A 26,979-nucleotide genomic window follows, 5' to 3' on the forward strand; every position below is an offset into this window, starting at 1 on the left:
CGGGCCGCGGCGGCCGCGCCCCCGCGACCACACTCAGTTTGTGGGGGGCCGGGGGGGCGCCCCCCCGGCCCCCCCCCGACGTGTCTCAACCGATCGCGTCCATTAAAACTTGGCGCGCACGCCGAACGTGATGTTCCGGCCCGGCAGCGGTGCGATGTCCTTGAGCAGCGACGTCGACAGGCGGATGTCTTCGTTCAGCAGGTTCTTCGCCGTGAGGAAGTACGTCAGGTCCATGTTCTGGAGTTTTTGCGTGTACGACAGATTGGCGTCGACCTGGTTATACGACGACGTCGGCGTCGATTCGAACGCGGCGAGGCGTTCCTGGCCGCGGGCGTGCGTCCAGTCGAGGCCGGCGCGCCAGTTCGGCTGGCGGTAGCCGACGGCGGCGCCGACGCGGTCGGCCGGCTGCAGCGGCAGGTTGCCGGCATCGTCGAGGTAGCCGCGCGAGGTGTCCGTGAACACGCGGCCGTTCCAGCCCATGCCGATCTGGTTCCACGTCATCTCCGCTTCCGCGCCCTGGACGTGGGCCTTGGCCTGCAGGAACAGGCGCTGGCGGAAATCGCCGCCCGGGTTGCCGTCCTCGTCGAACATCGCATCCGTCATGTGGCCGTAGATGAAGTTGTTGACGTTGTTGCGATAGGCGTTCACGCGCCAGCGCAGGAGGCCGCTCGTCCTTGCCAGCGACAGTTCGAGGTTGCGCGAGATTTCCTTGTGCAGGTCCGGATTGCCGACGTCGAACGTGAGCGTGGCGTCGTGCGGACCGCCCGAATACAGTTCTTCCGTCGCGGGCGCGCGCTGGGCGTACGACAGGGTCGTGCCGAACGCATAGTTCTTCGTGAACGGCCACTGCGCACCGATCGACCCGGATTGCAGGTCGAAGCTGCGCTCGCGGTTGGAGACCGGCTTGCGGTCGACGTTTTCGTAGCGCAGGCCGGCGTTCCAGCGCAGCGGACCCTGCTTCCATTCCTCGACGACGAAGGCGGCCTGCGTCGTCGAGTGCGTGACGGGCACGGTGTCCGGGCCGCCCTGTGCGCTCAGCGCCGAGAAGTGCGTGTTTTCGGTCTGCATGCCGAACGTGCCGTGCAGGCCGAGGCTCGTCAGCGGCTTGTGCGTGAGCTCGATGCGCGACTCGAACGATTTGTTCGCGAACAGCGTTGCCGGGACGCCGTCGTCCAGTTCGGTGTGGTGGTAATCGGTATAGCCTGCCTTGACGCGCGCGCTTTCGAGGCCGTCGAGCGGGTTCTTGACGATGCTGTCGAAGTCGTAGCGGTTCTGGCGCTGGCTGATGTGCGAGCCCTCGTTCGTCGGGATGCCGTAGAAATTCGTCAGGTGCGACGCCGACAGGCCCGCATAACCCCAGTCGTCGATGTACGAACCGCCGACGCCGATGTTGCGCTCTTTCGTGTCGGAATTCGGCAGGCGGTTCATGCGCGAGGCCGGGTCGTTCACGACGCGCAGATCGGGAATCTGGTAATCGTCCGTGTTGCGCATATTGCCGTCGAGGTGAAGGCCGAGCTTGCCGATGGCACCGTCCAGCGTGCCGGACATGTCCTTGCCGTCGTCGACGGTGCTGAGCCGCGTCTCGACCTGGCCCGTGAGCCTGGGTTCCAGCGCCGTCGGGATGCGTTCGTTGACGACGTTGACGAGGCCGCCGATCGCGCCCGAGCCGTACAGCAGGGCGGCGGGGCCGCGCAGGATCTCGATCTGGCGCGCGACGGCGCCTTCGGACGCGACGGCGTGGTCGTTCGACAGGCCGGACACGTCGGACGTCGCCATCCCGTTTTCCAGCATTTTCACGCGCGACCCTTCCATGCCCCGGATGATCGGGCGCGAGGCGCCGGCGCCGAACGCGGAGGCCGATACGCCCAGTTCGTTCTGCAGCGTCTCGCCCAGCGAGCTGCCGACCTTGTCGCGCAGCTCGTCGCCGGCGAGCACCTTGGCCGGGGTCAGGATCTGGTCGCCTTCGCCGTTGCGCAGCGGGCTGGCCGTGACGACGACTTGCTGGATCTTGCCTTCGTTGATGGTTTGTTGGTCGTCGGCCGCGCGGACGGCCGGGTGGAAGGCGAGCAGGAGCGCGCTGGCGAGCAGCGTACGTTCGATTTTCATAATCTTTTTAAAACCTCAAGCGGATGGATAACGACCCGCACCGCCGGGACGTGCCGGGCGGTGCGGAAAACTCTGAGCGTTATTCAAGCCTGGGGTGGGGCGCGCGACTGGAACGGGCAGGCCGTGATCAGGCAGATGCCCGGGGTGGCCGGCACGACCGGGGCGGCATAGGCGAGCCTGGCGGGGACGAACCGGCGCAGCGTGGTGGGCAGCGCAAAGGCGATCTGGGCGCTGGCCGCGCACTGGCCGCACAGGTCGTGCAGGCCCGGCTTGGGCAGCTTGCCGTTGCCACCGGCCGCGCTGGCCGCGGCCTGCCGGACGAGCGTCTCGTCGATCTCGGCCCAGTGCGTATAGCCGTGGCCGAGCGACAGCTGCTGCGAAACGAGCAGCAACAGCGACAGCAGTACGTGGACCAGGCTACGGGACATGGAGGGCGGAATCGAAGGCGAACGGCTATTGTACGCAGGGCCGTGCGGTTCTGCCAATGGGACTCGGATAATTCGGGGTCAGGATAATTCGGGGTCAGAGCCCTTTTTGGGATAATTCGGGGTCAGAGCCCTTTTTGGTGCACGATCTTCGGAGCAAGCTTGCCTCGGTTACATTGATCAGAAATGTGCTCTGACCCCGAATTCACGAGTTCATGGGCGTAAAAAAGCCGGCCGACGGGCCGGCTCTTCAGCGCGGTGCGCGTCGATCAGTCGCGGTTGCCGAACCCGATGCCCAGCAGTTGCAGCATGCTGGTGAACACGTTGTAGATGTCCAGGTAGATGCGCAGCGTCGCGCTGATGTAGTTGGTTTCGCCGCCGTTGACGATGCGGTTCACGTCGAACAGGATGAGGGCCGAGAAGATCACCATCGCCATCGCCGCCACGACCAGCATCAGCGCCGGCAGTTGCAGGAAGATGTTGGCCAGGCTGGCCAGGATCACGACGATGACGCCCGCGAACAGCCAGCTGCCCATGCCCGAGAAATCGCGCTTCGAGACGGTGGCGATGGTCGCCATCGTCGCGAACACGACCGCGGTGCCGGCGAACGCGGTCATGATCAGGGTGCCGCCGTTGGAAAAGTGCAGCGTGTAGCGCAGCAGCGGGGTCAGCCACAGGCCCATGAAGAACGTGAAGGCGAGCAGGATCGGTACGCCGGCCGCCGAGTTCTTGGTCTTCTCGATCGCGAAGATGAAGCCGAACGCGATGGCGAGGAACAGCAGCACGCCCATGCCGCTGGCAAAGATCGGCAGGGCCATCTGCAGGCCGATGTAAGCGCCGAATACGGTCGGGACCATGGACAGGGCCAGCAGCCAGTAAGTATTGCGCAGGACGCGGTGACGCGTGGCGCGGGTGGCCGGGACGTCGTAGGTTTTTTGCAGGCTGGGAATCATAATGCCTCCGTTGGAAGAAATCGCTTTGCTCCCCATATGGGGTCTGGTCTCCGCGTCAACAGGGGGTGTGTGCCGGAAACGCAAGATTTAAGCCTTGCATAAGCGGCGCCCGTATGGACGAGGTCTATCGATGCCACTCTAACATCTCGTGTCGGCGCGGCGCAATATCGGTGGCATGACGGATGTATGGTAAAATAGAAGGTTGATTGAGTTCCCAAATCTCGATTTAAACCTTTCTTTTTATTGGAGTTTTTAAATGGCAATCGAACGCACCCTGTCGATCATCAAACCTGACGCAGTCGCTAAAAACGTGATCGGCCAAATCTACAGCCGTTTCGAAGGCGCGGGCCTGAAGGTCGTCGCTGCCCGTATGGCCCAGCTGTCGCGCGCCGAAGCCGAAGGTTTCTATGCCGTCCACAAAGAGCGTCCGTTCTTCAAGGATCTGGTCGACTTCATGATCTCGGGCCCGGTCATGATCCAGGTGCTGGAAGGCGAAGGCGCGATTGCCAAGAACCGCGAACTGATGGGCGCAACCGATCCGAAGAAGGCCGACAAGGGCACCATCCGCGCCGACTTCGCCGACTCCATCGACGCCAACGCCGTGCACGGTTCGGACGCCGCCGAGACCGCAGCCGTCGAGATCGCTTACTACTTTCCGGCACTGAACGTCTACTCGCGTTAATCTTCGTAGCAAATTTTTTTCGTTGAGCGGCGCAAGCTGGCTTAACATCGCAATATCCCGCTCGCCCACGCTCCCGGAGCCCGGCGGGCGGAACTTATTTTGAAGGCACAGGATTCAATCATGGCAACTCTCACCAACTTGCTGGACTTCGATCCCGCGCAGCTCGTCGCCTACTGCGCCGAGTTGGGGGAGAAGCCGTTCCGCGCCAAGCAGCTGCAGCGCTGGATCCACCAGTTCGGCGTCGCCGATTTCGACGCCATGACGGACCTGGCGAAATCGCTGCGCGAAAAGCTCAAGACGCGCGCCGAGGTGCGCTCGCCCGCCATCATCAGCGACCACACGTCGAGCGACGGCACGCGCAAATGGCTGGTCGACGTGGGCAACGGCAACGCCGTCGAAACCGTGTTCATCCCGGAAGAAACGCGCGGCACGCTGTGCATCTCCACCCAGGCCGGCTGCGCCGTCAACTGCCGCTTCTGCTCGACGGGCAAGCAGGGCTTCAACCGGAATCTCTCGGTCGCCGAGATCATCGGCCAGCTGTGGATGGCCGAGTTCGAACTGCGCCGCACGAAAGGCATCGAGCCGGGTCCGAAGGGCGAGCGCCAGATCACCAACGTCGTCATGATGGGCATGGGCGAGCCGCTGCTGAACTTCGACCCGACCGTCACCGCGCTCAAGCTGATGCTGGACGATAACGCCTACGGCCTGTCGCGCCGCCGCGTGACCGTCTCGACGTCGGGCGTGGTGCCGAACATGGACAAGCTGGCGCAGGAATGCGCGGTGGCGCTGGCCGTGTCGCTGCACGGCTCGAACGATCCGCTGCGCGACATGCTCGTCCCGCTGAACAAGAAATACCCGCTGCGCGAGCTGATGGCCGCGTGCAGGCGCTACCTCGAATTCGCCCCGCGCGACTTCATCACGTTCGAATACTGCATGCTGGACGGCGTCAACGACACCGACGAGCACGCGCGCGAACTCGTCGCCCTCGTCAACGACCCCGTCGTGGGCGTGTCGTGCAAGTTCAACCTGATTCCGTTCAATCCATTCCCCGAATCCGGCCTCGTGCGCTCGAAGAACCCGCGCATCAAGGCGTTCGCCCAGGTGCTGATGGACGCCGGCCTCGTCACCACGATCCGCAAGACGCGCGGCGACGACATCGACGCCGCCTGCGGCCAGCTGGCGGGCGAGGTCCAGGACCGTACCCGCGTGAACGAGCGCATGAGCAAGATGGCCGAATACCAACAGAAATTCGGCCCGGACTTCGGCAAGATCGTGGAGATCGCGTCCTGATGCCGCGGCTGTCCGGACGCCTGGCCTGCGCGCTCGCCTTCCCGCTGCTGTTGTCGGCCTGCGCCGGCAACAACGACGGCCTGGCGGGCGATACGCACGAGCTCAAGACGCTGTCCGACCAGACGGCCGCGGAAAAACGCGCCCAGATCCGCCTGCAACTGGCGGTCGGCTATTATCAGGAACGCAAGTACGAAGTCGCGCTGGACGAGGTGAAGCGGGCCATCGCCGCCAACCCGGACTCGGCCGATGCGTACGGCGTGCGCGCCCTGATCTACACGGCGATGGGCGAGAACCTCCTCGCCGACGAGAATTACCGGCACGCGCTGCGCCTGGCGCCCGGCAATCCGGACCTGTCCAACAATTACGGGCTGTTCCTGTGCGAAGCCGGCGGCAAGCCGCGCGAGGCCATGGGCTATTTCGAAACGGCGCTGAAGAATCCGAACTACGTGTCGCCGGCCAAAGCCATGATCAACGCGGGCAATTGCAGCCTGAAGATGAAGAATGTCGACGCGGCCGAGCGCTATCTGCTCGACGCCCTGCGTTACGATCCCGACCTGCCGGCCACGAGCGCCGGACTGGCAAGAGTGTATTTCGAGCGGCGCGATTATTCCCGCGCCGGGTTTTTCATTAACCGCCTGACGGAGACAGCGAAGCTCGACGTGCTGCCGGCCGACGTGCTGTGGCTGGCCATCCGGGTCAAGCACATGCTCGGCGACCGGGACACGGAGGCGTCGCTGGCGGCGCAGCTGCGCAAGCGCTTCCCCGGTTCGCCCGAGTATGCGGCGTTCGAGCGCGGTGCATTTAGTGAGTGAGACAACGACAATGAGTTCCGAGCGTGCAGATCAGCCGGCGACGCCCGACAACCAACCGCCCGTGCGCGGCGTCCCGGGCCAGGCCCTGGCCGCGCAGCGCGAGGCGCTGGGGTGGTCCGTCGAACAGGTGGCCGACCAGTTGAAACTGGCCGTGCGCCAGGTCATCGCACTGGAAGCGGGCGATTACGCCGCGCTGCCCAGCCCCGCCGTGACCCGCGGCTTCGTGCGGGCCTACGCCAAGCTGGTAAAGGTCGATCCGGCGCCGCTGGTGGCCCAGATCGCCATGGAGACCGAGCCCGCGCCCGACACGAGCGCCGTCACGGCGAACCGGCGTCCGACCCCGGCCTCGTTCTCGGAATCCAAGTTCCCGAGCCACGGCAAACGTTCGGGCCTGCCGCTGGGCTGGGTCGCCGGCGCCGTGGTGGTGGTCGTGGCGGCCGCCGCCGCGGCCTGGCACTTCGGCCTCGTCCCGGGTGCGCCGCGCGGCGAAACGGCCATGACCAGCGTGACCGTGCCGGCGGCGAACGGCGTCACCGAAGCCGCCAACGGCAACGCCGTCGAGCCGCTGCAGAATCCGGCCGTGCCGCTGATTTCCGTGCCGGGTCCGGGCGCCAGCGCATCCGCGCCGCCCGCCGCGGCCGCGGACAATGCGGCGCCGGGCGCCGTCGTCAACGTGCCGGGCACGGCCGCGACGGGCGCACCGCCGGCGACCGTCCCCGCGGCACCGGCCACGCCGGCCGCGACCCAGGCGCCGGCCGGCGCCACCGCCGCACCGGCCGCGGCGCCGGTGGGCGCCAACGCCCTCGTGCTGAACGTCAGCCAGGATTCGTGGATCGAAGTCCGGCCGGCCAAGGGCGGCGCACCGCTGCTGTCGCGCCTCGTCAAGGCCGGCAGCACCGAGACCGTCAACGTCGAGCAGCCGGTGCGCATGACGGTCGGTAATCCGGCCGGCGTCACGGCCACGCTGCGCGGCGCCGCCGTCGCGCTGCCGGCGGTGCCGGGCAAGACGCTGTCGCGCGTGAACCTCCAGTAAAAGCGTGCAATAAACGGAATACATAGAGATGACTTTTTCGAACAACGCCAACGAGCCGATCGGTTCCGGCCCGCTGCCGCGCCGCGCCAGCCGCGGCGTGCTCGTGCAGCACGGCGCGCGCAAGGTGATGGTCGGCGGCGACGCCCCCGTCGTCGTGCAGTCGATGACGAACACCGACACGGCCGACGTGATCGGTACCGCGATCCAGGTCAAGGAGCTGGCGCGCGCCGGTTCCGAGATCGTGCGCATCACCGTGAACACGCCGGAAGCCGCGGCCGCCGTGCCGGCGATCCGCGAGCAGCTCGACCGGATGGACGTCGACGTCCCCCTCGTCGGCGACTTCCACTACAACGGCCACCTGCTGCTGCGCGATTATCCGGCGTGCGCGCAGGCGCTGTCGAAATACCGCATCAATCCGGGCAACGTGGGGCAGGGCGCCAAGCGCGACACCCAGTTCGCCCAGATGATCGAAACCGCGATCCGGTACGACAAGCCGGTGCGCATCGGCGTCAACTGGGGCAGCCTCGACCAGGCGCTGCTGGCGCGCATCATGGACGAGAACGCGTCGCGCGCGCAGCCGTGGAGCGCGCAGTCCGTCATGTACGAAGCCTTGATCACGTCGGCGATCGAGAACGCCCAGCGCGCCGAGGAAATCGGCCTGGCGCGCGAGAAGATCGTCCTGTCGTGCAAGGTGTCCGGCGTGCAGGACCTGATCGCCGTCTACCGCGAACTGGGCCGCCGCTGCGACTACGCGCTGCACCTGGGCCTGACGGAAGCGGGCATGGGCAGCAAGGGCATCGTCGCGTCGACCGCGGCCTTGTCCGTGCTGCTGCAGGAAGGCATCGGCGACACGATCCGCATCTCGCTGACGCCGGAACCGGGCGGCGACCGCACGAAGGAAGTCGTCGTCGGCCAGGAAATCCTGCAGACGATGGGCCTGCGCAAGTTCACGCCGATGGTGATCGCGTGCCCGGGCTGCGGCCGGACGACGTCGACCGTGTTCCAGGAACTGGCCGACAACATCCAGACCTTCCTGCGCGAGCAGATGCCGGAATGGAAGAAGACCTTTCCGGGCGTGGAAGCGATGAACGTGGCCGTGATGGGCTGCATCGTGAACGGTCCGGGCGAATCGAAGCACGCGAATATCGGCATCTCGCTGCCGGGCACCGGCGAATCGCCGGCGGCGCCGGTCTTTGTGGATGGGCAAAAGGTCGCTACACTGCGGGGCGAGCGGATCGTGGATGAGTTCAAGACGATCGTGCTCGATTACGTACAAAAGAATTATTCGAAGCAGGCCGAGACCGCATAATCGTCGTCCCTGCGCAGGCAGGGACCCAAGTTTGCACGCGCTATCGTGGCGCACGCAGAACTTGGGTTCCCGCCTGCGCGGGAACGACGGTCTTTGAGCGGTGCGAAGGAAGACTTGGGTTCCCGCCTGCGCGGGAACGACGGTTTTTGAGCGGTACGAAGGAAGAAATAGAAATGTCCGATAAAAAAGAAAAGATTGTCGCCGTCAAAGGCATGAACGACATCCTCCCGGCCGACGCGCCGCTGTGGGAATTGTTCGAAAACACCGCGGAATCCGTGCTCAAGAGCTACGGCTACCAGAAGATCGTCACGCCCATCGTCGAGGAAACGGGCCTGTTCGCGCGCGCCATCGGCGCCGTCACCGACATCGTCGAAAAGGAAATGTATTCCTTCACCGATTCGATGAACGGCGACCAGCTGACCCTGCGTCCGGAAGGCACGGCCGGCGTCGTGCGCGCCGTCATCGAGCACAACCTCGCCTACGACGGCCCCAAGCGCCTGTGGTACAAGGGCCCGATGTTCCGCCACGAGCGTCCGCAGCGCGGCCGCTACCGCCAGTTCTTCCAGTTCGGCGCGGAAGCCATCGGCTTTTCCGGTCCGGACATCGACGCCGAGCTGATCATGCTGTGCCGCCGCCTGTGGGACGACCTGGGCCTGGACAACATCCGCCTGGAACTGAACTCGATCGGCAATGCGGAAGAGCGCCAGCGCCACCGCGCCGACCTGATCGCCTACTTCGAAGCGAACGTCGACGTGCTCGACGCCGAAGCGCAGCGCCGCCTGCACGCGAACCCGCTGCGCATCCTCGACACCAAGAACCCGGCCATGCAGGACCTGGTCAACGCCGCGCCCAGGCTGCTCGACTACCTGGGCGACGAATCGCTCGCGCACTTCGAGGGCCTGAAGCAGATCCTGGACGCGAACAATGTCCAGTACACGGTCAACCCGCGCCTCGTGCGCGGCCTCGATTACTACAACCGCACCGTGTTCGAGTGGGTCACCGACCTGCTGGGCGCGCAGGGCACCGTCTGCGCCGGCGGCCGCTACGATCCGCTGATCGAGACCTTCGGCGGTAAGGCGACGCCGGGCATCGGCTTCGCGATGGGCATCGAGCGCCTGATCGAGCTGATGAAGGCGCAGGGCGAGCCGGCCGAGCCGGCCCAGTGCGACGTCTACCTCGTGCACCAGGGCGTCGATGCGCAGATGAAGGCGTTCATCCTCGGCGAGCGCATCCGCGACGCCGGCCTGGACGTGGTCCTGCACTGCGCGACGCCGAGCGGCGCCGGCAGCTTCAAGAGCCAGATGAAGAAGGCCGACGGTTCCGGCGCGGCGTTCGCCGTGATCATCGGCGCGGACGAAGTGGCCAACAACGTCGTGGCCGTGAAGGCGCTGCGCGCAGCCGAAGGTGGCCAGCAGCAGTCCAGCGTGCCGTTCGACGACGCCGTCGACTTCATCGTCGACCAGATCGTGGGCGGACACGACCACGATCACGACCATGATCACGTGCACTACCATCCATAATCACGAACCCGCGCAGGCGCGCGGGGGCCTTCTCAACCAACGACAAGACAAAGACCGACGTCCATGGCATACGATCTCGAAGAACAGGAACAGATAGCCAATTTCAAGGCCTTCTGGGACCGCTTTGGTAACCTCATCAGCTGGGTGCTGATCCTCGCGCTGGGCGGCTATGCCGCCTACAACTTCTGGAACTCGCACCAGCGCACGCAGGCCGCGGAAGCGTCCGGCCTGTACGACGGCCTGACGGCGGCGATCGAGGCGGGCGACAAGGCCAAGGTCCAGCGCTTCACGAGCGACATCGAGGACAAGTTCGGCTCGACCGCCTACGGCCCGATGGCCGCCCTGGCCGCCGCCAAGGCCGCGTTCGACGCGAACGACCTCAAGACCGCCAAGGCCCAGCTGCAATGGGCGGCCGACCATGGCGACGACGAGTACAAGTCCATCGCCAGGCTGCGCCTGTCCGGCGTGCTGCTGGACGAGAAGGCCTACGACCAGGCGCTCGCGCTGCTGAACGGCGACTTCCCGGCGCAGTTCGCGGCCGAGGTGCAGGATCGCAAGGGCGATGTCCTGGTCGCGCAGAACAAGCTGGCCGAGGCCCGCACCGCGTACCAGGCCGCGCTCGACAAGATGGAGAAGAACCATCCGGGCCGCCAGGTCGTGCAGGTCAAGCTGGATGCGATCGGTGGCGCGCCGGCACAGAAAGCCGCCGCGTAAGTTAAGCTCGTGGCTGCGTAACAATGACCGTCGTTCCCGCGGAGGCGGGAATCCAAGTTTTACGCGCTGTCGAAACGCATGCAAAATTGGGTCCCCGCCTCCGCGGGGACGACGTGCAGATGCATGTAGCTATGTTTGCAGTACCCCATAGAACAAGGTAAGAAGAATATGCGTATTAGCCGCAAGCTCGTTGGTGTCGGTGTCCTCGCCCTGATGACGGGCTGCTCCACCATGCATTCGCTGAATCCGTTCGCGTCCAAACCGAAGGGCAACCAGCCCGCGCCGCTGGTCGACCTCAAAGGGTCGATGGCCGTGCGCACGGCGTGGAAGCTGGAAGTCGGCAAGTCGCAGAGCTATATGTTCTCGCCGGCCATCGCCGACAACACCATCGTCGCCGCCGGCGGCGACGGCACCATCGTGCGCGCGGAAGCCGCCACGGGCCGCCAGATCTGGCGCACGAAGGCCGGCATGGACCTGACGGCGGGCGTCGGCACGGACGGCAGCGTCATCGTGCTGGGCGGCGCCAAGGGCAAGCTGCTGGCGTTCGACATGGACGGCAAGAAGCTGTGGGATGCCCAGCTCTCTTCCGAGATCCTGTCGTCGCCGGTCGTGGGCGAGGGCATCGTCGTCGCGCGCAGCATCGATAACCGCATCAACGGGTATGACGCCAAGACCGGCCAGAAGAAGTGGACCGTGCAGCGCACCGCGCCCGCGCTCACGCTGCGCCTGGCGCCGGGCATGGTCATCCACGACAAGGACGTGCTGATCGCCCAGCCGGGCGGCAAGCTGATGTCGCTGATCCTCGCCACCGGCGCGCCGCGCTGGGAGATCGAAGTGGGCGTGGCGCACGGCGCGACGGAACTGGAGCGCGTCACCGACATGGGCGGCACGCCGGTCGTGATCGACAACGACGTGTGCGCCGTGTCGTACCAGGGCCGCGTCGGCTGCTTCGACCTGGCCACCGGCAGCCCGCGCTGGACCCGCGACATCTCGTCCGAGGTGGGCGTGGCCGCCGACCAGCGCTTCGTATTCGTCCCGGACGACAAGGGCGCCGTGTTCGCGTACAACCGCGACAGCGGCACGAGCGCGTGGAAGAACGACAAGCTGGCCTACCGCCGCCTGTCCACGCCGGTGTCGTACGGCCGCGCCGTCGCCGTCGGCGACTACCAGGGTTATATACACTTCCTGTCGCGCGAGGACGGTGCCTTCCTGGCCCGTGCCGCGACCGACGGCAGCGCCATCGAATCGACGCCTCTGGTCGTCGGTTCGAACCTGATTTTTCAAACACAAAATGGAACCGTGACCGCAATCGCGGTCGAATAAGATTCAATGAAGCCGGTAATCGCACTCGTAGGTCGTCCCAACGTCGGAAAGTCGACCTTATTCAATCGCATGACCCGCTCGCGCGACGCGCTGGTGGCGGATCTGCCTGGCCTCACGCGCGACCGCCACTACGGCGAAGGGCGCATGGGCGAACGGCCGTTCCTGGTCATCGATACCGGCGGTTTCGAGCCGGTCGCCAAGGAAGGCATCATGCACGAAATGGCGCTGCAGACGCGCCAGGCCGTCGCCGAGGCGGACGTCGTGATGTTCATCGTCGACGGCCGCCAGGGCCTGACCCCGCACGACAAGACCATCACGGACTTCCTGCGCAAGTCGGGCCGCAAGGTCATGCTGGTCGTGAACAAGAGCGAGGGCATGAAGTACACCTCGGTCACGGCCGATTTCTACGAACTGGGCATGGGCGATCCGTACGTGATCTCCGCCGCCCACGGCGACGGCGTGCTGGACCTGGTCAACGAGGCCATCGACGAAGCCGTGCAGCAGCGCCCCGCCGAAGCCGAGGAGCTGGAGCCGGCCGACCGCGGCGTCAAGATCGCCCTCGTGGGCCGTCCGAACGTCGGCAAGTCCACGCTGATCAACACCCTGGTCGGCGAGCAGCGCGTGATCGCGTTCGACATGCCGGGCACCACGCGCGATTCGATCGAGGTGCCGTTCGAGAAGGGCGGCAAGAACTACACGCTGATCGACACGGCCGGCATCCGCCGCCGCGGCAAGGTGTTCGAGGCGATCGAGAAATTCTCGGTCGTGAAGACGCTGCAGTCGATCTCGGAGGCGAACGTCGTCGTGCTGATGCTCGATGCGCAGCAGGACATCTCCGAGCAGGACGCGCACATCGCCGGCTTCATCCTGGAGACGGGCCGCGCGCTCGTCGTCGCCGTCAACAAGTGGGACGGCCTCACGTCCGACCAGCGCGACCAGGTCAAGAACGACATCGACCGCAAGCTGGACTTCCTCGGCTTCGCGGAGATGAAGTTCATCTCGGCGCTGAAGGGCACGGGCATCAACCACCTGATGAAGGCCATCGACACGGCGTATGCCGCGGCGACCGCGAACCTGTCGACGCCGCGCCTGACGCGTGCGCTGCAGGAAGCCATCGAGAAGCAGGAACCGAAGCGCAAGGGCAGCACCCGTCCGAAGATGCGCTACGCCCACCAGGGCGGCCAGAACCCGCCCATCATCGTCATCCACGGCAATGCGCTGGATGGCATCACGGAGCCGTACAAGCGTTACCTGGAAAAGCATTTCCGCGACACGTTCGACCTGGTCGGCACGCCGCTCAGGATCGAACTGCGCAGCGGCAAAAACCCGTTCGCCAAGCCGTAGCGTGGGCACCCCGTGTCCACGCGTGACGCGTGCGTCACGTTGGCCGGCCCACGATGACGCGCGACGCACGCACCACGTCGCCCGCGCTGGCGCGACGTCCGCGTAACGCCGCCGTCCGCGTGGGCACGGGTGCCCACCCCACGCGAATAAATCCGTACATCGTGAAATTTTCCGGCACGGCAGGGTGTTTTTAAGCCAGGTTTAACCATAGCGGTACGACAAAAAAGAGCAAAACAGGTTACAGTGAGCCTGGGCGAACATTCACAGCTTGAGAATGTTGGCGCAGCCACTTGAAATCCGGCATCCCGCCACAATTTTTATACGACAACAACATCACGGAGCTGTCATGAGCAACAAAGGGCAACTGTTACAAGACCCATTCCTCAACGCCTTGCGCAAAGAGCACGTCCCTGTCTCGATCTATCTCGTCAACGGGATCAAGCTTCAGGGCCATATCGAATCCTTCGACCAGTACGTGGTCCTGCTGCGTAACACGGTCACCCAGATGGTTTACAAGCACGCCATCTCCACAGTCGTCCCGGCCCGCGCCGTCAATCTCAACCTCGAGCAAGACGCCGAGTGAGGTCGATGGCTGACGTTTCCGGCAACACCATGCGCGCCGCATTGGTCGGTATCGATTTCAACGTTGGCGACTTCAAGGCCAGCCTGGAAGAACTGGCCCTGCTGGCACGCTCGGCAGGGGCCGAACCGGTCACCACGATCACTGCGAAGCGCAACAGTCCCGATCCCGCGTATTTCGTCGGCAGCGGCAAGGCCGACGAGATCGCGCAGGCCTGCCTGGCCGACAAGGTCGAGATCGTCATTTTCAACCACGCCCTGTCGCCCGCCCAGCAGCGCAACCTGGAGCGGCGCCTCAACGTGCGCGTGGTCGACCGCACCAGCCTGATCCTCGACATCTTCGCCCAGCGGGCCCAGAGCCACGAGGGCAAGCTGCAGGTCGAGCTGGCCCAGCTGCAGCACCTGGCCACGCGCCTGATCCGCGGCTGGACCCACCTGGAGCGCCAGAAGGGCGGTATCGGCCTGCGCGGTCCCGGCGAAACCCAGCTCGAGACCGACCGCCGGCTGATCGGCGAGCGCGTCAAGATGCTGCGCACCCGCCTCACCAAGCTGCGCAAGCAGCACGAGACCCAGCGCCGTTCGCGCGGGCGCAACCAGACGTTTTCCGTGTCGCTCGTCGGCTATACCAACGCCGGCAAGTCGACGCTGTTCAACACCCTGACGAAGGCCGGGGTGTACGTCGCGAACCAGTTGTTCGCCACCTTGGACACGACGTCGCGCCGTTTGTACCTCGGTCCGGACGTCGGCAACGTCGTCGTGTCCGATACCGTTGGATTCGTGCGCGAACTGCCGCACCAGCTGGTCGCCGCGTTCCGCGCCACGCTGGAAGAAACCATCCACGCCGACCTGCTGCTGCACGTCGTCGACGGCGCTTCGCCCGTGCGGATGGAGCAGATCGAGCAGGTCAACGGGGTCCTGCGCGAGATCGGTGCCGACCATATTCCCCAGATCCTCGTCTGGAACAAGATCGATGCGGCGGGCCTCGAGCCCGGGATCGAGCGTGATGAATATGGTAAGATCAGCCGCGTTTTCATCAGCGCCAGGAGCGGCGCCGGCCTCGACCTGCTGCGCGACGCGATCGCCGAAGCGGCCGGAAGCCGCGCCGCCGTACCGGACGCCGACGAGCAGGAAGGCGAGGAAGCCGGTTTCGCGCATGCCGACCTGCTGCCCGCGACTCCCCATCCCGGACCACACTAGTCTATGCTTGTTTCTCTGATCAAACGGATCGGCGCGCGGCTGGCGCCGACCGGTCGTCATGCCGGCGCGCGCAAGCCCGCCGTCCCCATGTTGTCCCTCAACGATCGGCCCGCCGCACCGCCCCGCTGGGGCCACAAACCCAAGTCGAACGAAGGCCGCCGCCCGAACAACAAGAACGACAGCGATGGTCCGCCCGACCTCGACCAGCTGTGGCGCGACTTCAACCAGCGCCTCAACCGCCTGTTCGGCGGCAAGCGCGGCGGCGACGGCGGCTCGTTCCGCCCGGACGCGCGCGGCATCGGCCTGACGGCCACCGTCGTCGGCGCCATCGCCGTGCTGATCTGGCTCGCCAGCGGCGCGTTCATCGTGCAGGAAGGGCAGGTCGGCATCGTGACGACGTTCGGCCGCCTGTCGCACGTCGCCGGGGCCGGCTTCAACTGGCGCTGGCCGGCGCCGTTCCAGGCGCACGAGACCGTCAACACGGCGCAGGTGCAGACCGCCGAGATCGGCTACCGCGCCAACGTGCGCAACAAACAGCCGAGCGAAGCGCTGATGCTGACGGGCGACGAGAACATCGTCGACGTCCAGTTCTCCGTGCAGTACAAGATCAAGGATCCGGTCGCGTGGGTGTTCAACAACCGCGACCAGGTCGAGACCGTCCGTGACGCGGCCGAGACCGTCGTGCGCGAACTCGTGGGCCAGAACAAGATGGACACCGTCCTGTACGACGGCCGCGACAAGCTGGCCGCCCAGGCCCGCGAAGCGATCCAGCGCATGATCGACCGCTATAAGCTCGGTGCGGACGTCGTCGGCGTGACGATGCAATCCGTGCAGCCGCCGGACCAGGTCGCCGCCGCGTTCGAGGATGCCGGCAAGGCGCAGGAAGAGCGCGCCCGCTCGCGCAGCGAAGCGCAGGCCTTTGCCGACGACATCCTGCCGCAGGCGAAGGGCCGCGCCGCGCGCCTCGTGCAGGACGCGGAAGCCTACCGCGCCAGCGTCGTCAGCGTCGCGACCGGCAATGCCGCGCGCTTCGACAAGATCGTGGCCGAGTACGCCAAGGCCCCGGCCGTCACGCGCGACCGCATGTATATCGAGACGATGCAGCAAGTCCTTTCCAGCACGAGCAAGGTCATGATCGACACCAAGGCCGGTACCAACCAGATCTACCTGCCGCTCGACCGCCTGCTGGCCCAGTCGACGGCCAACGAGGCCGCGCGCGGCTCGGGCTCCGGCCCGATGATGGCGCCGGCGCCGAACCCGGCGCAGCCGCAACAGCCGCAACAAGCGCAACCACCGGCTGCGCCAACCCAGCCGGAAGCATCGAACGGCGAATCGAACCGCACGCGCGACCTGCGCAGCCGCGACACGGGCCGCGAACGGGAGAGCCGCTGATGAGCCGCCTGCTAGCCGCCCTGATCGGGGCCGCCATCGTCGTCGCGCTGGTGGCGTCGTCCATGTTCGTCGTCGACCAGCACCGTTACGCCGTCGTGTATGCGCTCGGCGAACTGCGCGAAGTGATCAAGGAACCGGGCCTGAACTTCAAGGCGCCGCGGCCGTTCCAGAGCGTCGTCTACCTCGACAAGCGCCTGCAGACGCTCGACACGCCGGACGGCGACCGCTTCATGACGGCGGAAAAGAAGGACCTCCTCGTCGATGCGTTCATCAAATGGCGCATCGTCGATCCGCGCCAGTACCTGATCGCGATCGGCAGCAACGCCGACCGCGGTGGCGAGCGCCTGACCCAGCTCGTGCGCAATGCGCTCACCGCCGAGATCGGCAAGCGCAACCTGGCCGACGTGCTGACCGGCGGCAAGCGCGCGGACGTCGCCGACGCCGTGCGTGCCGACCTGGTGCCGGGCGTGCGCGACCTGGGTGTGGAAGTCGTCGACGTGCACCTGAAGCGCATCGATTTCGTCGACCAGGTCAACAATGCCGTGTACGAACGCATGAAGGCCGACCGCGTGCGCGTGGCGAACGAATTGCGCGCGACCGGCGTGGCCGAGGCGGAAACGATCCGCGCCGACGCCGAGCGCCAGCGCAGCGTGATCCTGGCCGACGCCCAGCGCGACGCCGAGACGATCAAGGGCGAGGGCGATGCGCAGGCGTCGCAGATCTATGCCAAGTCGTTCGGCAAGAATCCGGAGTTCTACCGGTTCTATCGCTCGATGGAGGCCTACAAGGCCACCTTCAAGGGACGCAACGACGTGATCGTGCTGGATTCGAGTTCCGAGTTCTTCAAGTATTTCAAGGGTCCCGGCGCGGGCAAATAACCCCGCCGCGGAGCCGGTCGCGTTTGGTGGGCGCGGGGCGCCCACCCTACGTGATCTCTTGCGTTCCGATGGGCGCGCGGTGCCGACCATGCCTCCCTCTTGCGTTCGGCTGGGCACGCCGTGTTCACCATGCGGCCCTCCTGCGGTAGGGTGGGCACCCCGTGCCCACGGTGCATCCCGCCGGTTCAAATCGGCGTGGCTGGCCGGGCGAACCGTTTTGAACGCGTGGACGGAAGACCCGTCCACCCCACCGGAAATGCAACCGCCGACGGCCGGTCACGTGGAATATCGACAACGTTGGCTCTGGTTTCATCGCCAACCGATCCGCGTTTTCGGTTAAAATCGTCGATTCGGCGCAGTGGACGCGTGCAAAGCCGCGTTCATGCCGCCCGAATGTTGTCCGACCTTTAATAATCCGACCCGCTTTGCCCATGCCCACCTGGCTCCTGCCCGAGAATATCGCCGACGTCCTGCCGTCCGAAGCGCGCAAGATCGAAGAGCTGCGCCGCCTGATGCTCGACACCTTCCGTACCTACGGCTACGAACTCGTGATGCCGCCGCTGCTCGAATACGTCGATTCGCTCTTGGCCGGCGCCGGACAGGACACCGATCTCCGGACGTTCAAGCTCGTCGACTCGATGAGCGGCCGCCTGCTCGGCCTGCGCGCCGACATGACGACGCAAGTCGCCCGCATCGACGCCCACCTCCTGAACCGCGACACCGTCACCCGCCTGTGCTATGCCGGCAGCGTGCTGCACACGCAGCCGTCCGGCCTGCACGCCACGCGCGAGCCGCTGCAGATCGGCGCCGAGATCTATGGCCACGCCGGCCTCGAAGCGGACGCCGAGATCCAGGAACTGGCCCTCGCATCGCTCGCGCTGGCGGGCTTCGACCAGCCGCGCCTCGACCTGTCGCACGTCGGCGTGCTGCGCGCGATCCTCGCCGAGGATCCGGCCGCCAGGCGCGACGAGCAGCTGCTGTATTCGCTGCTGCGCTCGAAGGACGTGCCGGGCCTGGAAGAAGCGACCGTCGGCTACGATGCGCAGACCCGCGCCGCGCTGCTGGCGCTGCCGAACCTGTACGGCGACATCGACGTGCTCGCACGCGCCAAGGACGTGCTGCCGGCGCTGCCGGGCATCGCCCGCGCGCTGGCGGAACTCGCCGCGCTGGCCGGTTCGGCGCTCGGCCGGGCGCAGATCGCCATCGACCTCGCCGACCTGCGCGGCTACCAGTACGAAAGCGGCGCCATGTTCGCGCTGTACGTGCCGGGCCTGCCGAACGCCGTTGCGCGCGGCGGCCGTTATGACCACGTCGGCGAAGCCTTCGGGCGCGCGCGTCCGGCGACGGGTTTCTCGCTCGACCTGCGCGAACTGGCGCGGCTGCTGCCGACCGCCGAGCGCAAGCATTCCATTCGTGCCCCGTGGGGCAACGCGCCCGAGCTGCGCGAAAAAATCGCCGCCCTGCGCAAGAGCGGCGAAGTGGTGATCCAGTCCATGCCGGGTCACGACAATGTACAGGACGAGTTCGAGTGCGACCGTGTGCTCGTCCTCGAACAAGGAAATTGGATTCTCAAAAACTTAGGTTAAGTGATGTCAAATACTGCTAAGAACGTCGTTGTCATCGGCACCCAGTGGGGCGATGAAGGCAAGGGTAAGATCGTCGACTGGCTGACCGACCATGCCGCCGGCGTGGTGCGTTTCCAGGGCGGCCACAACGCCGGCCACACGCTGGTGATCAAGGGCCAGAAGACCGCGTTGCAACTGATCCCGTCGGGCATCATGCGCGCAGGCGTGGCCTGCTATATCGGCAATGGCGTCGTCGTGTCCGTGCCGGACGTGATGCGCGAGATCGACAAGCTGGAAGCCGCCGGCATCGAAGTCGCGTCGCGCCTCAAGATCTCGGAAGCCTGCCCGGTCATCCTGCCTTACCACGTCGCCATCGACGTCGCGCGCGAAGCGAAGCGCGGCGTGAACAAGATCGGCACGACGGGCAAGGGCATCGGCCCGGCCTACGAGGACAAGGTCGCGCGCCGCGCGATCCGCATCGCCGACCTGCTGAACGAGACCCGCTTCGCCGAGAAGCTGCGCGAAAACCTGGAGTACCACAACTTCGTGCTGACCGGCTTCCTCGGCGGCGAGGCGCTGGACTTCCAGAAGGTGTTCGACGACGCGATGGCCCTGGTGCCGCGCCTGCGTCCGATGGTGGGCGACGTGTCGTCCGCGCTGTACGCCGCGCACAAGGCCGGTGGCAGCCTGCTGTTCGAAGGCGCGCAGGGTTCGCTGCTGGACGTCGACCACGGCACCTATCCGTTCGTCACCTCGTCGAACTGCGTGGCCGGCAATGCCGCCGCCGGTTCGGGCGTCGGTCCGGGCATGCTGCATTACATCATGGGCATCACCAAGGCCTACACGACCCGCGTGGGTTCGGGCCCGTTCCCGTCGGAGCTGCCGACGGACGCCGGCGTGGGCGAGCACCTGTCGCGCATCGGCCACGAGTTCGGCACCGTGACGGGCCGCGCCCGCCGCTGCGGCTGGTTCGACGCCGCGCTGCTGCGCCGCTCGGTGCAGATCAACGGCGTGACCGGCATGTGCCTGACCAAGCTGGACGTGCTGGACGGCCTGGAGTCGCTGAAGCTGTGCACCGGCTACAAGATCGACGGCCGCGACGTCGACATCTTCCCGGTCGGCGCCGAAGAAGCCGCCGCCTGCGTGCCGGTGTACGAAGAGATGCCAGGCTGGACCGGCACGACCGTCGGCGCCAAGTCGATGGACGACCTGCCGGCCAATGCCCGCGCCTACATCAAGCGCATCGAAGAACTGGTCGGCATCCCGGTGGACATGGTGTCGACCGGTCCGGACCGCGAAGAAACCATCGTGCTGCGCCACCCGTTCGCAGCCTGATACTTCAGCCACAAGCAGAAACTAGGGATATTCGACAATGACGACGCCTTCATCGACCGACAAGGACCTGTGGGTCTCCTGGGATGAATACAACCGCCTGATCGAGCGCCTGGCGCTCAAGGTCTACGAATCGAACTGGAAGTTCGACATGGTGCTGTGCCTCGCGCGCGGCGGCGTGCGCCCGGGCGACGCGATCTCGCGCATCTTCGACGTGCCGCTGGCGATCCTGTCGACCAGTTCGTACCGCGAGGAAGCGGGCACCAAGCAGGGCGACCTGGACATCGCCAAGTACATGACGATGACCAAGGGCCCGCTGGCCGGCCGCATCCTGCTGGTCGACGACCTGGCCGATTCCGGCGTCACCTTGCGCAAGGTGCGCGAGCACCTCCAGGAGAATTATGCCGACGTGTCGGAAGTGCGTTCGGCCGTCATCTGGGTCAAGGGCACGTCGTCGATCAAGCCGGATTACCACCTGGTCGACCTGCCGCACAATCCGTGGATTCACCAGCCGTTCGAGGATTACGACGGGCTGCGACCGCATCAGCTGACGTCGTGGCTGAAGAAGTTCGAGCAGAGCTGATCCACGGCGGCTGCGACAAGAGAAGGGCGGCGCCATGGTGCCGCCTTTTTTATTTCGTGCGCCCGATGGGTGGGCGGTTATCCTCCCACGCGTTGGATGGGCGCTCGCGTGGACGAGATACCATTCGACGTCGCCAACGCCGCGTGAACGCTTGGGCACGGGGTGCCCACCCTACGATCCCGCGACGCGTGGTTGCCACCGTACGGTCCCACGCTGCAGTACGGTGGGCGGCCTCCGCCCACCAGACGCGGGCGGACCACGACATGTATAGATCGGTTAATATCGGTGGTCGCAAAAACAATAACAACGCCCACATGACCAAGAGCTTCTTCCAGACCTTCATCCTGCTGCTGCTGGTCACCGACCCCTTCGGCAACGTCCCCCTGTTCGTGACCGCGCTGAAGGACGTCGACCCGGCCCGCCGCCCGCGCATCGTGATCCGCGAATGCGCCATCGCCTTCGTCCTGCTGCTTCTGTTCATGTTCTTCGGCCGCCACTTCCTGGCCGCGCTGCAGCTGACCGACATCTCGCTGCGCATCGGCGGCAGCGTGATCCTCCTGATCATCGCCATCCGCATGATCTTCCCGCATCCGGACGGCGTGCTGGGCCGCAGCGAAGGCGGCGAGCCGTTCATCGTGCCGCTGGCGATTCCCGCGCTGGCCGGGCCGTCCGCGCTGGCGACCGTGCTGCTGTTCACCTCGGGCTCGATCGAGGAAGTGATGGTGCACGTGGCCGCGCTGGCGTTTGTGGCCGTGATCTGGCTCGCCGTCTTCCTCGGCGCCGAACGCCTGCAGAACGTGCTGGGCACGCAGGTCATGACGGCATTCGAGCGCCTGATGGGCCTGATCCTGACGGCGATGTCGATCGAGATGCTGCTGGGCGGCGTGCGCGCCTTCGTCAAGACCCTCTGACTTCAACAAGGAATCCAATATGAACACGATGTTCCGCGTCTGCTCCCTCGGCCTCGCGCTGACCCTCACGCTCACGCTGGCCGCCTGCAAGCGTTCCAACGACACGTCCGCGTCCGGGCCCGCGTCCGCGCCGGCGGAGGTCAAGGTCGACACGGCGCCGGTCGCCTTCCAGAAGATCGACACGACGGCCGGCACGGGTGCCGTCGCCACGGCCGGCAAGATCGTCACCGTCAACTACACGGGCTGGATGTATTTGCCGGACGCGCCGCAACACCACGGCGAACAGTTCGACAGCTCGATCGGCCGCAAACCGTTCACGTTCCGCCTCGGCAGCGGCGGCGTCATTCCCGGCTGGGACCAGGGCGTCGACGGCATGAAGGTGGGCGGCAAGCGCACGCTCGTCATTCCCGCGTCGCTGGGGTATGGCGCGGATGGCGCCGGCCCGATTCCGCCGAACGCCAACCTGATCTTCGACGTCGAGCTGCTCGACGTGCAGTAACGGCGCTGCCGGTCATGCGGGCCTGGATGCACACGCCGCAGGGCGAGCTGGCCGAGGCCGTGCACGGCATCGGGTTCGTGTCGACCGTCGATGACCCGTGGCCGCCGGCCCAGCCCCAGCTGAACCGGTTTCCGGCGATGGTGTACTGCAGCCTGAACTTTTTCACACAAGGCGCCGTCGCGCTGCCCGGCGCCGATGGCGCACTGCGCGCCTTGCCCGACTGGGTCGTTTCCGGACCGCGCACGCGGCCCGTCGCGTCGTTCACGCTGGCCCCGCTGCGCACGCTGGGCGTCGTGCTGTATCCGGACGCGTTCGCGCTGTTGACCGGCGTCGCGCCGGCCGCGCTGCAGGACCGCAACGATCCGGCCGGCGCGCTTCTCGACGCCGGCTGGGCCGACTGGCCGCGTGCGCTGCGCGCGTGCGCCGACGAAGCCGCGCAACTTGCATGGATCGAAGCGCGGCTGGGCGCACGCTGGCGGGCCGTGCGTGACCGCTGGGATGCGGGCCTGGGCGCCAGCCTGCGCCGCATCGCCGCGCCCGATGGCGCCGCGACCGTCCCCGCGCTGGGCGCCGAACTGGGCGTCGGCGCACGCCAGGCCCAGCGCCAGTACCGGGCGCGCGTCGGCCTGAGCCCGGCGCAGGCGCGCCGCCTGCAGCGCATGAACGCGGCCGTCGTCGCGCTGCGCGACCCGGACGCGCCCGCCCGCACGCTGGCCGACCTCGCCGCGGAACTGGGCTATGCCGACCAGGCCCACATGGCGCGCGAACTGCGCCAGCTCGCCGGCCTGCCGCCGTCGCGGCTGGAAGAGCACATCGACACCGACCGCGAGTACTGGCCCTATCGGCTCTGATGTCGGGTTTATTCAAGCCGGCGCGAATGCCGCCGGCCACAATCGTGCCTTCCACCACGAGGCACGACCATGCACATCACCTTTCTCACCTACGGCACCGACGGCGACACCCGGCCCATGCTGGCCCTGGCGCACGAGGTCATCGCGCGCGGCCACGACGCGCACGTATTGGCCGACGTGGCCGGAGCGCCGCACGCGCGGGCGCTCGGCATTCCCTTTACCGTGCTGCCCGGCGACATGCGCGCCGCGTTCCGGCCCGGCGGCGCGTTCAGCGCATTGATGAAGGACGGCGCCGACATGACGCGGCTCATGCGCGCCTGCGCCGCCCTCGCGCGCGACCACACGCGGCCGTGGATGGAAGCGGCGTGCGCCGTCGCGCACGGCAGCGACGCGCTCGTGTATTCGGGCCTCGCCGGCTTCGTCGGCCTGGCGGTCGCGGACGGTCTCGGCATCCCGTGCATCGGCGCCGCGATGTGGCCGATGACGCCCACGCGCGCATTCGCGCCGCCATTCCTGCCCATGTATCGGATGCCGGGCTGGGCCAACCTGCTGGCCCATCGCGCGTTCGAGCGCCTCGCGTGGTCGATGTTCGGCCCCGAATTGAACCGTGCGCGCGACCAGGTGTTCGGCGCCGCGCCGCGGCGGCGTCCGTGGCGCGACGTGCCGATGCTGTACGGCTGCTCCCCGACGCTGCTGGCACGCCCGGCCGACTGGCCGGCCAACGCCGAACTCACGGGCGCCTGGGCGTTGCCGGCAGGGCAGGACTGGCAACCGCCGCAGGCATTGCTGGACTTCCTCGGCGCCGGCCCCGCGCCCGTCTACGTCGGCTTCGGCAGCATGGCCGGCATCGCCCAGGCGACGCTGGTCGATGCCGTCGCTGCCGTCGCCGCGGGACGGCGCGTGCTGTTCCACGCGGGCTGGAGCGGCATCGATCCGGCGCGCCTGCCGCCCGGCGTGTTCGTGCTGGGCGACACGCCGCACGACTGGCTGTTCCCGCGCACGGCGCTCGTCGTCCACCACGGCGGCGCCGGCACCAGCCACGCGGTCGCGCGCGCGGGCGTGCCGTCGGTCGTCGTGCCGTTCGCCGGCGACCAGTTCTTCTGGGCGCGACGCATGGCCGGACGGGGGATCGCCGCGACCTGTCCGGCGGCCAGGCTCGACGGTGCGCGGCTCGTGCGGGCGGTCGCCGTCGCGTCGGCACCCGGCATGTGCGCGGCGGCACGCCGCACTGCGCAGGCGATGCGGCACGAAGACGGCGTGCGCACGGCCGTCGACCGGCTGCTGGGCGGCGCCGCGCGCCGGCTGGACGGCTGAACGCGGGGAATCGAACAAGCTGACGGCTGGGAATATCCTGGGTATATACTGAAACTCCGCTGCCTGATTTCCAGTGCAAGAACCTGTCGGCCGTCAGATGAACCAGTCGCTTTCCCGCCGGACAACGATCAGTTACTACCTGGTGATCTCATTGGTGGTGGCGACGCCCGCCCTGCTGGTCTGGCAGCACGTCGGGATGATCCGGACCGTCGAGATTTCGCCGCGCCAACCGCACGGCGTCCGGATCACCGACGACCGCGAGGACATGCACGGCAATTCCGTCGCCTCGCTGATGCGTACCCGGGACGCCATCGTCCTGCGTTGCGCGCTGGGAGCGAACGCCACGTATCCATTCTGCAAGATGCAATTCCTGTTGGGCAATCCGGGCAAGGGCGTGGACCTGTCCGGATTCGACACGATCGCGTTCGACATGCGCTATGCCGGCCGGCCCCCGCAACTGATCAAGCTTCACGTCCTGAATTTCGAGCCGGAGTTTTCGCGGTTGGGCAACTGGAACTCGCAGCGGTTCAACGAAGCCCGCATCGAACTTCCCGCCCAGCCCACGTTCACGATTCCGGTCAATGTCTTGCGCACGGCGGACTGGTGGCGAACCTTGTACAACGTTCCGCTGTCCAAGAGCTATCCGCGGCTGGACCATGTGACGGCCGTGGAAATCTCGACGGATGCCGTCCCACCGGGGCAACTGATCACGATCGAACTGCGGTCGCTCCAGTTTCGCGGCAAATGGATCTCGCAGACGACGCTGCTCATGTGGCTGGTGTCCGCGTGGATCGGCTGCGGCGTTCTCGGCTTGTCGCTGGGCCTGCTGCATTTCCGGGCCAGCCTGTCGGTCAGCAATGCACGCCTGGAACATCTGGCCGCCATCGTTCGGGAACGCAAGGCGGCCGAGGCCGCGCACGAGGCCGCGCTGGCCGAGGCGGTCGGACTGGCGCGCCAGCGCAGCAATTTTTTGGCGCAAATGAGCCACGAATTGCGTACCCCGCTCAACGCCATCATCGGCTATGCCCAGTTGCTGAGGCGTGAGCGCCACCAGTTGACCGAACGGCAGGCCGCCGGCCTGGCCACCATTCATGAGAGCGGCCAGCATCTGCTCACCCTCATCAACGACATCCTGGACCTGGCGCGGGTCGAGGCCGGCAAGATGGTCTTGCATCCGGCCGCCGTCCACCTCGGCGTTTTCCTGCAGGTCGTGGTGGACATCATGGGCGTCAAGGCCGCAGAAAAAAGCCTGTCGTTCAGCTACGACCTCGCGGCCGACCTGCCGCCCGTGGTCACGATCGACGAGACGCGCTTGCGCCAGGTGCTGCTCAACCTGCTGGGCAACGCGGTGAAATTCACCGATCGCGGCACGGTTTCCTTGCGGGTGCTGGCGGCACCGCCCGCCGACGAACCGGACACCCTGCGCCTGCGTTTCGAAGTGGCCGACAGCGGTATCGGCATGAGCGCGCAACAACTCGGCCGCCTGTTCCATCCTTTCGAACAGGTGGCCGACAAGCAGCGGCGCGAGGGCGGCACGGGCCTGGGCCTGGCCATCAGCCGGCAACTGGTGCACCTGATGGGCGGCGACATCGCCGTCGCCAGCGAACCGGGCAAGGGCAGCACGTTCTGGTTCGACATCCCGGCGCCGGCCGCCGCCGGCAGCCCGGCCATCCAGCCGTCGCACCATGCCATCGTCGGCTACGAAGGCGAGCGCAAGCGCTTGTTGATTGTCGACGACGTGCCGCAGAATCGCGCGATGCTGATCGATCTGCTGGAAACGGTGGGATTCGTCGTGGCGGGGGCCGAGAACGGCCTCGAATGCCTGGTATTGCTCGACAGCTTCCGGCCCGACCTGATCGTGATGGACGTCATGATGCCTATCATCGACGGCAATGAAACGACGCGCCGGATACGCCGGATGCCGGAATGGGACAAGGTCCCGATCATCGCCGTGACGGCCAGCGCCAGCCAGGAAGACGAAGCGCGCTGCCGCGACGCCGGCGCCGACGCCTTTCTCGCCAAGCCGGTCGAACACGAAATCCTGCTCCGCACCATCGGCCTGCAACTGTCGCTGAACTGGATTGTCGGAGAACCGCCGCAGGAACCGCTCACCCCGGACGCCGAGGACGACGCTGTCCTGGTCGCCCCGCCGGCCCAGGAGATCGAGGAACTCTGGCAATTGGCGCGGATCGGCAACATGCGCAAGATCAGGGAGCACGCGGACTATCTGCGGTCGCTCGATCCGGCCTATGCGCCTTTCGCGAATCGCCTGCACGCCCTCGCGCAGGGCTACCATTCGAAGGGCCTGGCCGCCTTCGTGGCGCGCTTCCGGGCCGAAAACGCGCTGCCGCCGCTGTGACCGGCGCC

24 protein-coding genes are annotated in these 26,979 nt (G+C 66.6%); 21 read left to right on the top strand and 3 right to left on the bottom strand.

Annotation, left to right across the window (positions count from 1 at the left end; all coding sequences use genetic code 11):
• Positions 1 to 102: 102 nt before the first annotated feature.
• The 3 genes from U9J41_RS24490 to U9J41_RS24500 form a co-directional block, all read right to left on the bottom strand.
• On the bottom strand, positions 103 to 2,106 hold the full coding sequence (locus U9J41_RS24490) for a TonB-dependent receptor (protein ID WP_322404759.1): 2,004 nt from the start codon (positions 2,104 to 2,106) through the stop codon (positions 103 to 105).
• An 83-nt stretch (positions 2,107 to 2,189) separates the two neighbouring features.
• Entirely contained in the window at positions 2,190 to 2,534 is a 345-nt protein-coding gene (locus tag U9J41_RS24495; protein WP_322404760.1) for a hypothetical protein, read from the bottom strand.
• A 266-nt stretch (positions 2,535 to 2,800) separates the two neighbouring features.
• Positions 2,801 to 3,484 (bottom strand): Bax inhibitor-1/YccA family protein, encoded by a 684-nt coding sequence (locus U9J41_RS24500; RefSeq protein ID WP_322404761.1) that lies wholly within the window; start codon positions 3,482 to 3,484, stop codon positions 2,801 to 2,803.
• A 256-nt stretch (positions 3,485 to 3,740) separates the two neighbouring features.
• Between U9J41_RS24500 and ndk the strand changes: the two genes are divergently transcribed.
• The 21 genes from ndk to U9J41_RS24605 all read left to right on the top strand — a co-directional run bounded on the left by ndk (position 3,741) and on the right by U9J41_RS24605 (position 26,971).
• Positions 3,741 to 4,166 (top strand): nucleoside-diphosphate kinase, encoded by a 426-nt coding sequence (gene ndk, locus U9J41_RS24505; RefSeq protein WP_322404763.1) that lies wholly within the window; start codon positions 3,741 to 3,743, stop codon positions 4,164 to 4,166.
• A 117-nt stretch (positions 4,167 to 4,283) separates the two neighbouring features.
• On the top strand, positions 4,284 to 5,456 hold the full coding sequence (gene rlmN, locus U9J41_RS24510) for a dual-specificity RNA methyltransferase RlmN (protein WP_322404829.1): 1,173 nt from the start codon (positions 4,284 to 4,286) through the stop codon (positions 5,454 to 5,456).
• The gene (gene pilW, locus U9J41_RS24515) at positions 5,456 to 6,268 is read left to right on the top strand and encodes a type IV pilus biogenesis/stability protein PilW (protein ID WP_322404764.1); all 813 of its coding nucleotides are present in this window, start codon (positions 5,456 to 5,458) and stop codon (positions 6,266 to 6,268) included. The genes rlmN and pilW overlap by 1 nt, the downstream gene beginning before the upstream one ends.
• A 10-nt stretch (positions 6,269 to 6,278) precedes the next feature.
• Entirely contained in the window at positions 6,279 to 7,301 is a 1,023-nt protein-coding gene (locus U9J41_RS24520) for a helix-turn-helix domain-containing protein (protein ID WP_322404766.1), read from the top strand.
• Between the two features lie 28 nt (positions 7,302 to 7,329).
• Positions 7,330 to 8,610: a flavodoxin-dependent (E)-4-hydroxy-3-methylbut-2-enyl-diphosphate synthase gene (gene ispG / locus U9J41_RS24525; protein WP_322404767.1), complete on the top strand. Its 1,281-nt coding sequence runs from the start codon at positions 7,330 to 7,332 to the stop codon at positions 8,608 to 8,610.
• 173 nt (positions 8,611 to 8,783) lie between these two features.
• Positions 8,784 to 10,130 (top strand): histidine--tRNA ligase, encoded by a 1,347-nt coding sequence (hisS, locus tag U9J41_RS24530; RefSeq protein WP_322404768.1) that lies wholly within the window; start codon positions 8,784 to 8,786, stop codon positions 10,128 to 10,130.
• Positions 10,131 to 10,193: 63 nt separating this feature from the next.
• Positions 10,194 to 10,844 carry a YfgM family protein gene (locus tag U9J41_RS24535; RefSeq protein WP_322404769.1) on the top strand — a complete coding sequence of 217 codons (651 nt, stop codon included), beginning with the start codon at positions 10,194 to 10,196 and terminating at the stop codon, positions 10,842 to 10,844.
• 168 nt (positions 10,845 to 11,012) lie between these two features.
• Entirely contained in the window at positions 11,013 to 12,167 is a 1,155-nt protein-coding gene (gene bamB, locus U9J41_RS24540) for an outer membrane protein assembly factor BamB (protein ID WP_322404770.1), read from the top strand.
• Between the two features lie 6 nt (positions 12,168 to 12,173).
• On the top strand, positions 12,174 to 13,511 hold the full coding sequence (der, locus tag U9J41_RS24545; RefSeq protein WP_322404772.1) for a ribosome biogenesis GTPase Der: 1,338 nt from the start codon (positions 12,174 to 12,176) through the stop codon (positions 13,509 to 13,511).
• A 346-nt stretch (positions 13,512 to 13,857) separates the two neighbouring features.
• A complete protein-coding gene (hfq, locus tag U9J41_RS24550) occupies positions 13,858 to 14,094 on the top strand; it encodes an RNA chaperone Hfq (protein WP_036168820.1) in 237 nt (78 codons plus the stop codon).
• A gap of 29 nt (positions 14,095 to 14,123) precedes the next feature.
• Positions 14,124 to 15,287, top strand: coding sequence for a GTPase HflX (hflX, locus tag U9J41_RS24555; protein ID WP_322404831.1), 1,164 nt, complete (start codon positions 14,124 to 14,126; stop codon positions 15,285 to 15,287).
• A 3-nt stretch (positions 15,288 to 15,290) separates the two neighbouring features.
• On the top strand, positions 15,291 to 16,679 hold the full coding sequence (gene hflK, locus U9J41_RS24560) for an FtsH protease activity modulator HflK (RefSeq protein WP_322404773.1): 1,389 nt from the start codon (positions 15,291 to 15,293) through the stop codon (positions 16,677 to 16,679).
• Positions 16,679 to 17,557, top strand: coding sequence for a protease modulator HflC (gene hflC / locus U9J41_RS24565; RefSeq protein ID WP_322404775.1), 879 nt, complete (start codon positions 16,679 to 16,681; stop codon positions 17,555 to 17,557). Before hflK ends, hflC begins: the two co-directional genes overlap by 1 nt.
• A 431-nt stretch (positions 17,558 to 17,988) precedes the next feature.
• A complete protein-coding gene (locus U9J41_RS24570; protein WP_322404777.1) occupies positions 17,989 to 19,143 on the top strand; it encodes an ATP phosphoribosyltransferase regulatory subunit in 1,155 nt (384 codons plus the stop codon).
• Between the two features lie 3 nt (positions 19,144 to 19,146).
• Positions 19,147 to 20,457 carry an adenylosuccinate synthase gene (locus U9J41_RS24575; protein ID WP_322404778.1) on the top strand — a complete coding sequence of 437 codons (1,311 nt, stop codon included), beginning with the start codon at positions 19,147 to 19,149 and terminating at the stop codon, positions 20,455 to 20,457.
• 37 nt (positions 20,458 to 20,494) lie between these two features.
• Positions 20,495 to 21,037: a phosphoribosyltransferase gene (locus U9J41_RS24580; protein ID WP_322404780.1), complete on the top strand. Its 543-nt coding sequence runs from the start codon at positions 20,495 to 20,497 to the stop codon at positions 21,035 to 21,037.
• A gap of 314 nt (positions 21,038 to 21,351) precedes the next feature.
• A complete protein-coding gene (locus U9J41_RS24585; RefSeq protein WP_322404781.1) occupies positions 21,352 to 21,948 on the top strand; it encodes a MarC family protein in 597 nt (198 codons plus the stop codon).
• A 19-nt stretch (positions 21,949 to 21,967) separates the two neighbouring features.
• The gene (locus tag U9J41_RS24590) at positions 21,968 to 22,447 is read left to right on the top strand and encodes an FKBP-type peptidyl-prolyl cis-trans isomerase (protein ID WP_425261064.1); all 480 of its coding nucleotides are present in this window, start codon (positions 21,968 to 21,970) and stop codon (positions 22,445 to 22,447) included.
• Positions 22,448 to 22,461: 14 nt separating this feature from the next.
• Entirely contained in the window at positions 22,462 to 23,298 is an 837-nt protein-coding gene (locus U9J41_RS24595; protein ID WP_322404783.1) for a helix-turn-helix domain-containing protein, read from the top strand.
• Between the two features lie 69 nt (positions 23,299 to 23,367).
• Entirely contained in the window at positions 23,368 to 24,612 is a 1,245-nt protein-coding gene (locus U9J41_RS24600) for a glycosyltransferase (protein WP_322404785.1), read from the top strand.
• 97 nt (positions 24,613 to 24,709) lie between these two features.
• Entirely contained in the window at positions 24,710 to 26,971 is a 2,262-nt protein-coding gene (locus U9J41_RS24605; RefSeq protein ID WP_322404787.1) for an ATP-binding protein, read from the top strand.
• The last annotated feature ends 8 nt before the right edge of the window (positions 26,972 to 26,979 follow it).

It is taken from the genome of Massilia luteola (assembly GCF_034420155.1).
Lineage (GTDB): Bacteria > Pseudomonadota > Gammaproteobacteria > Burkholderiales > Burkholderiaceae_D > Telluria > Telluria luteola.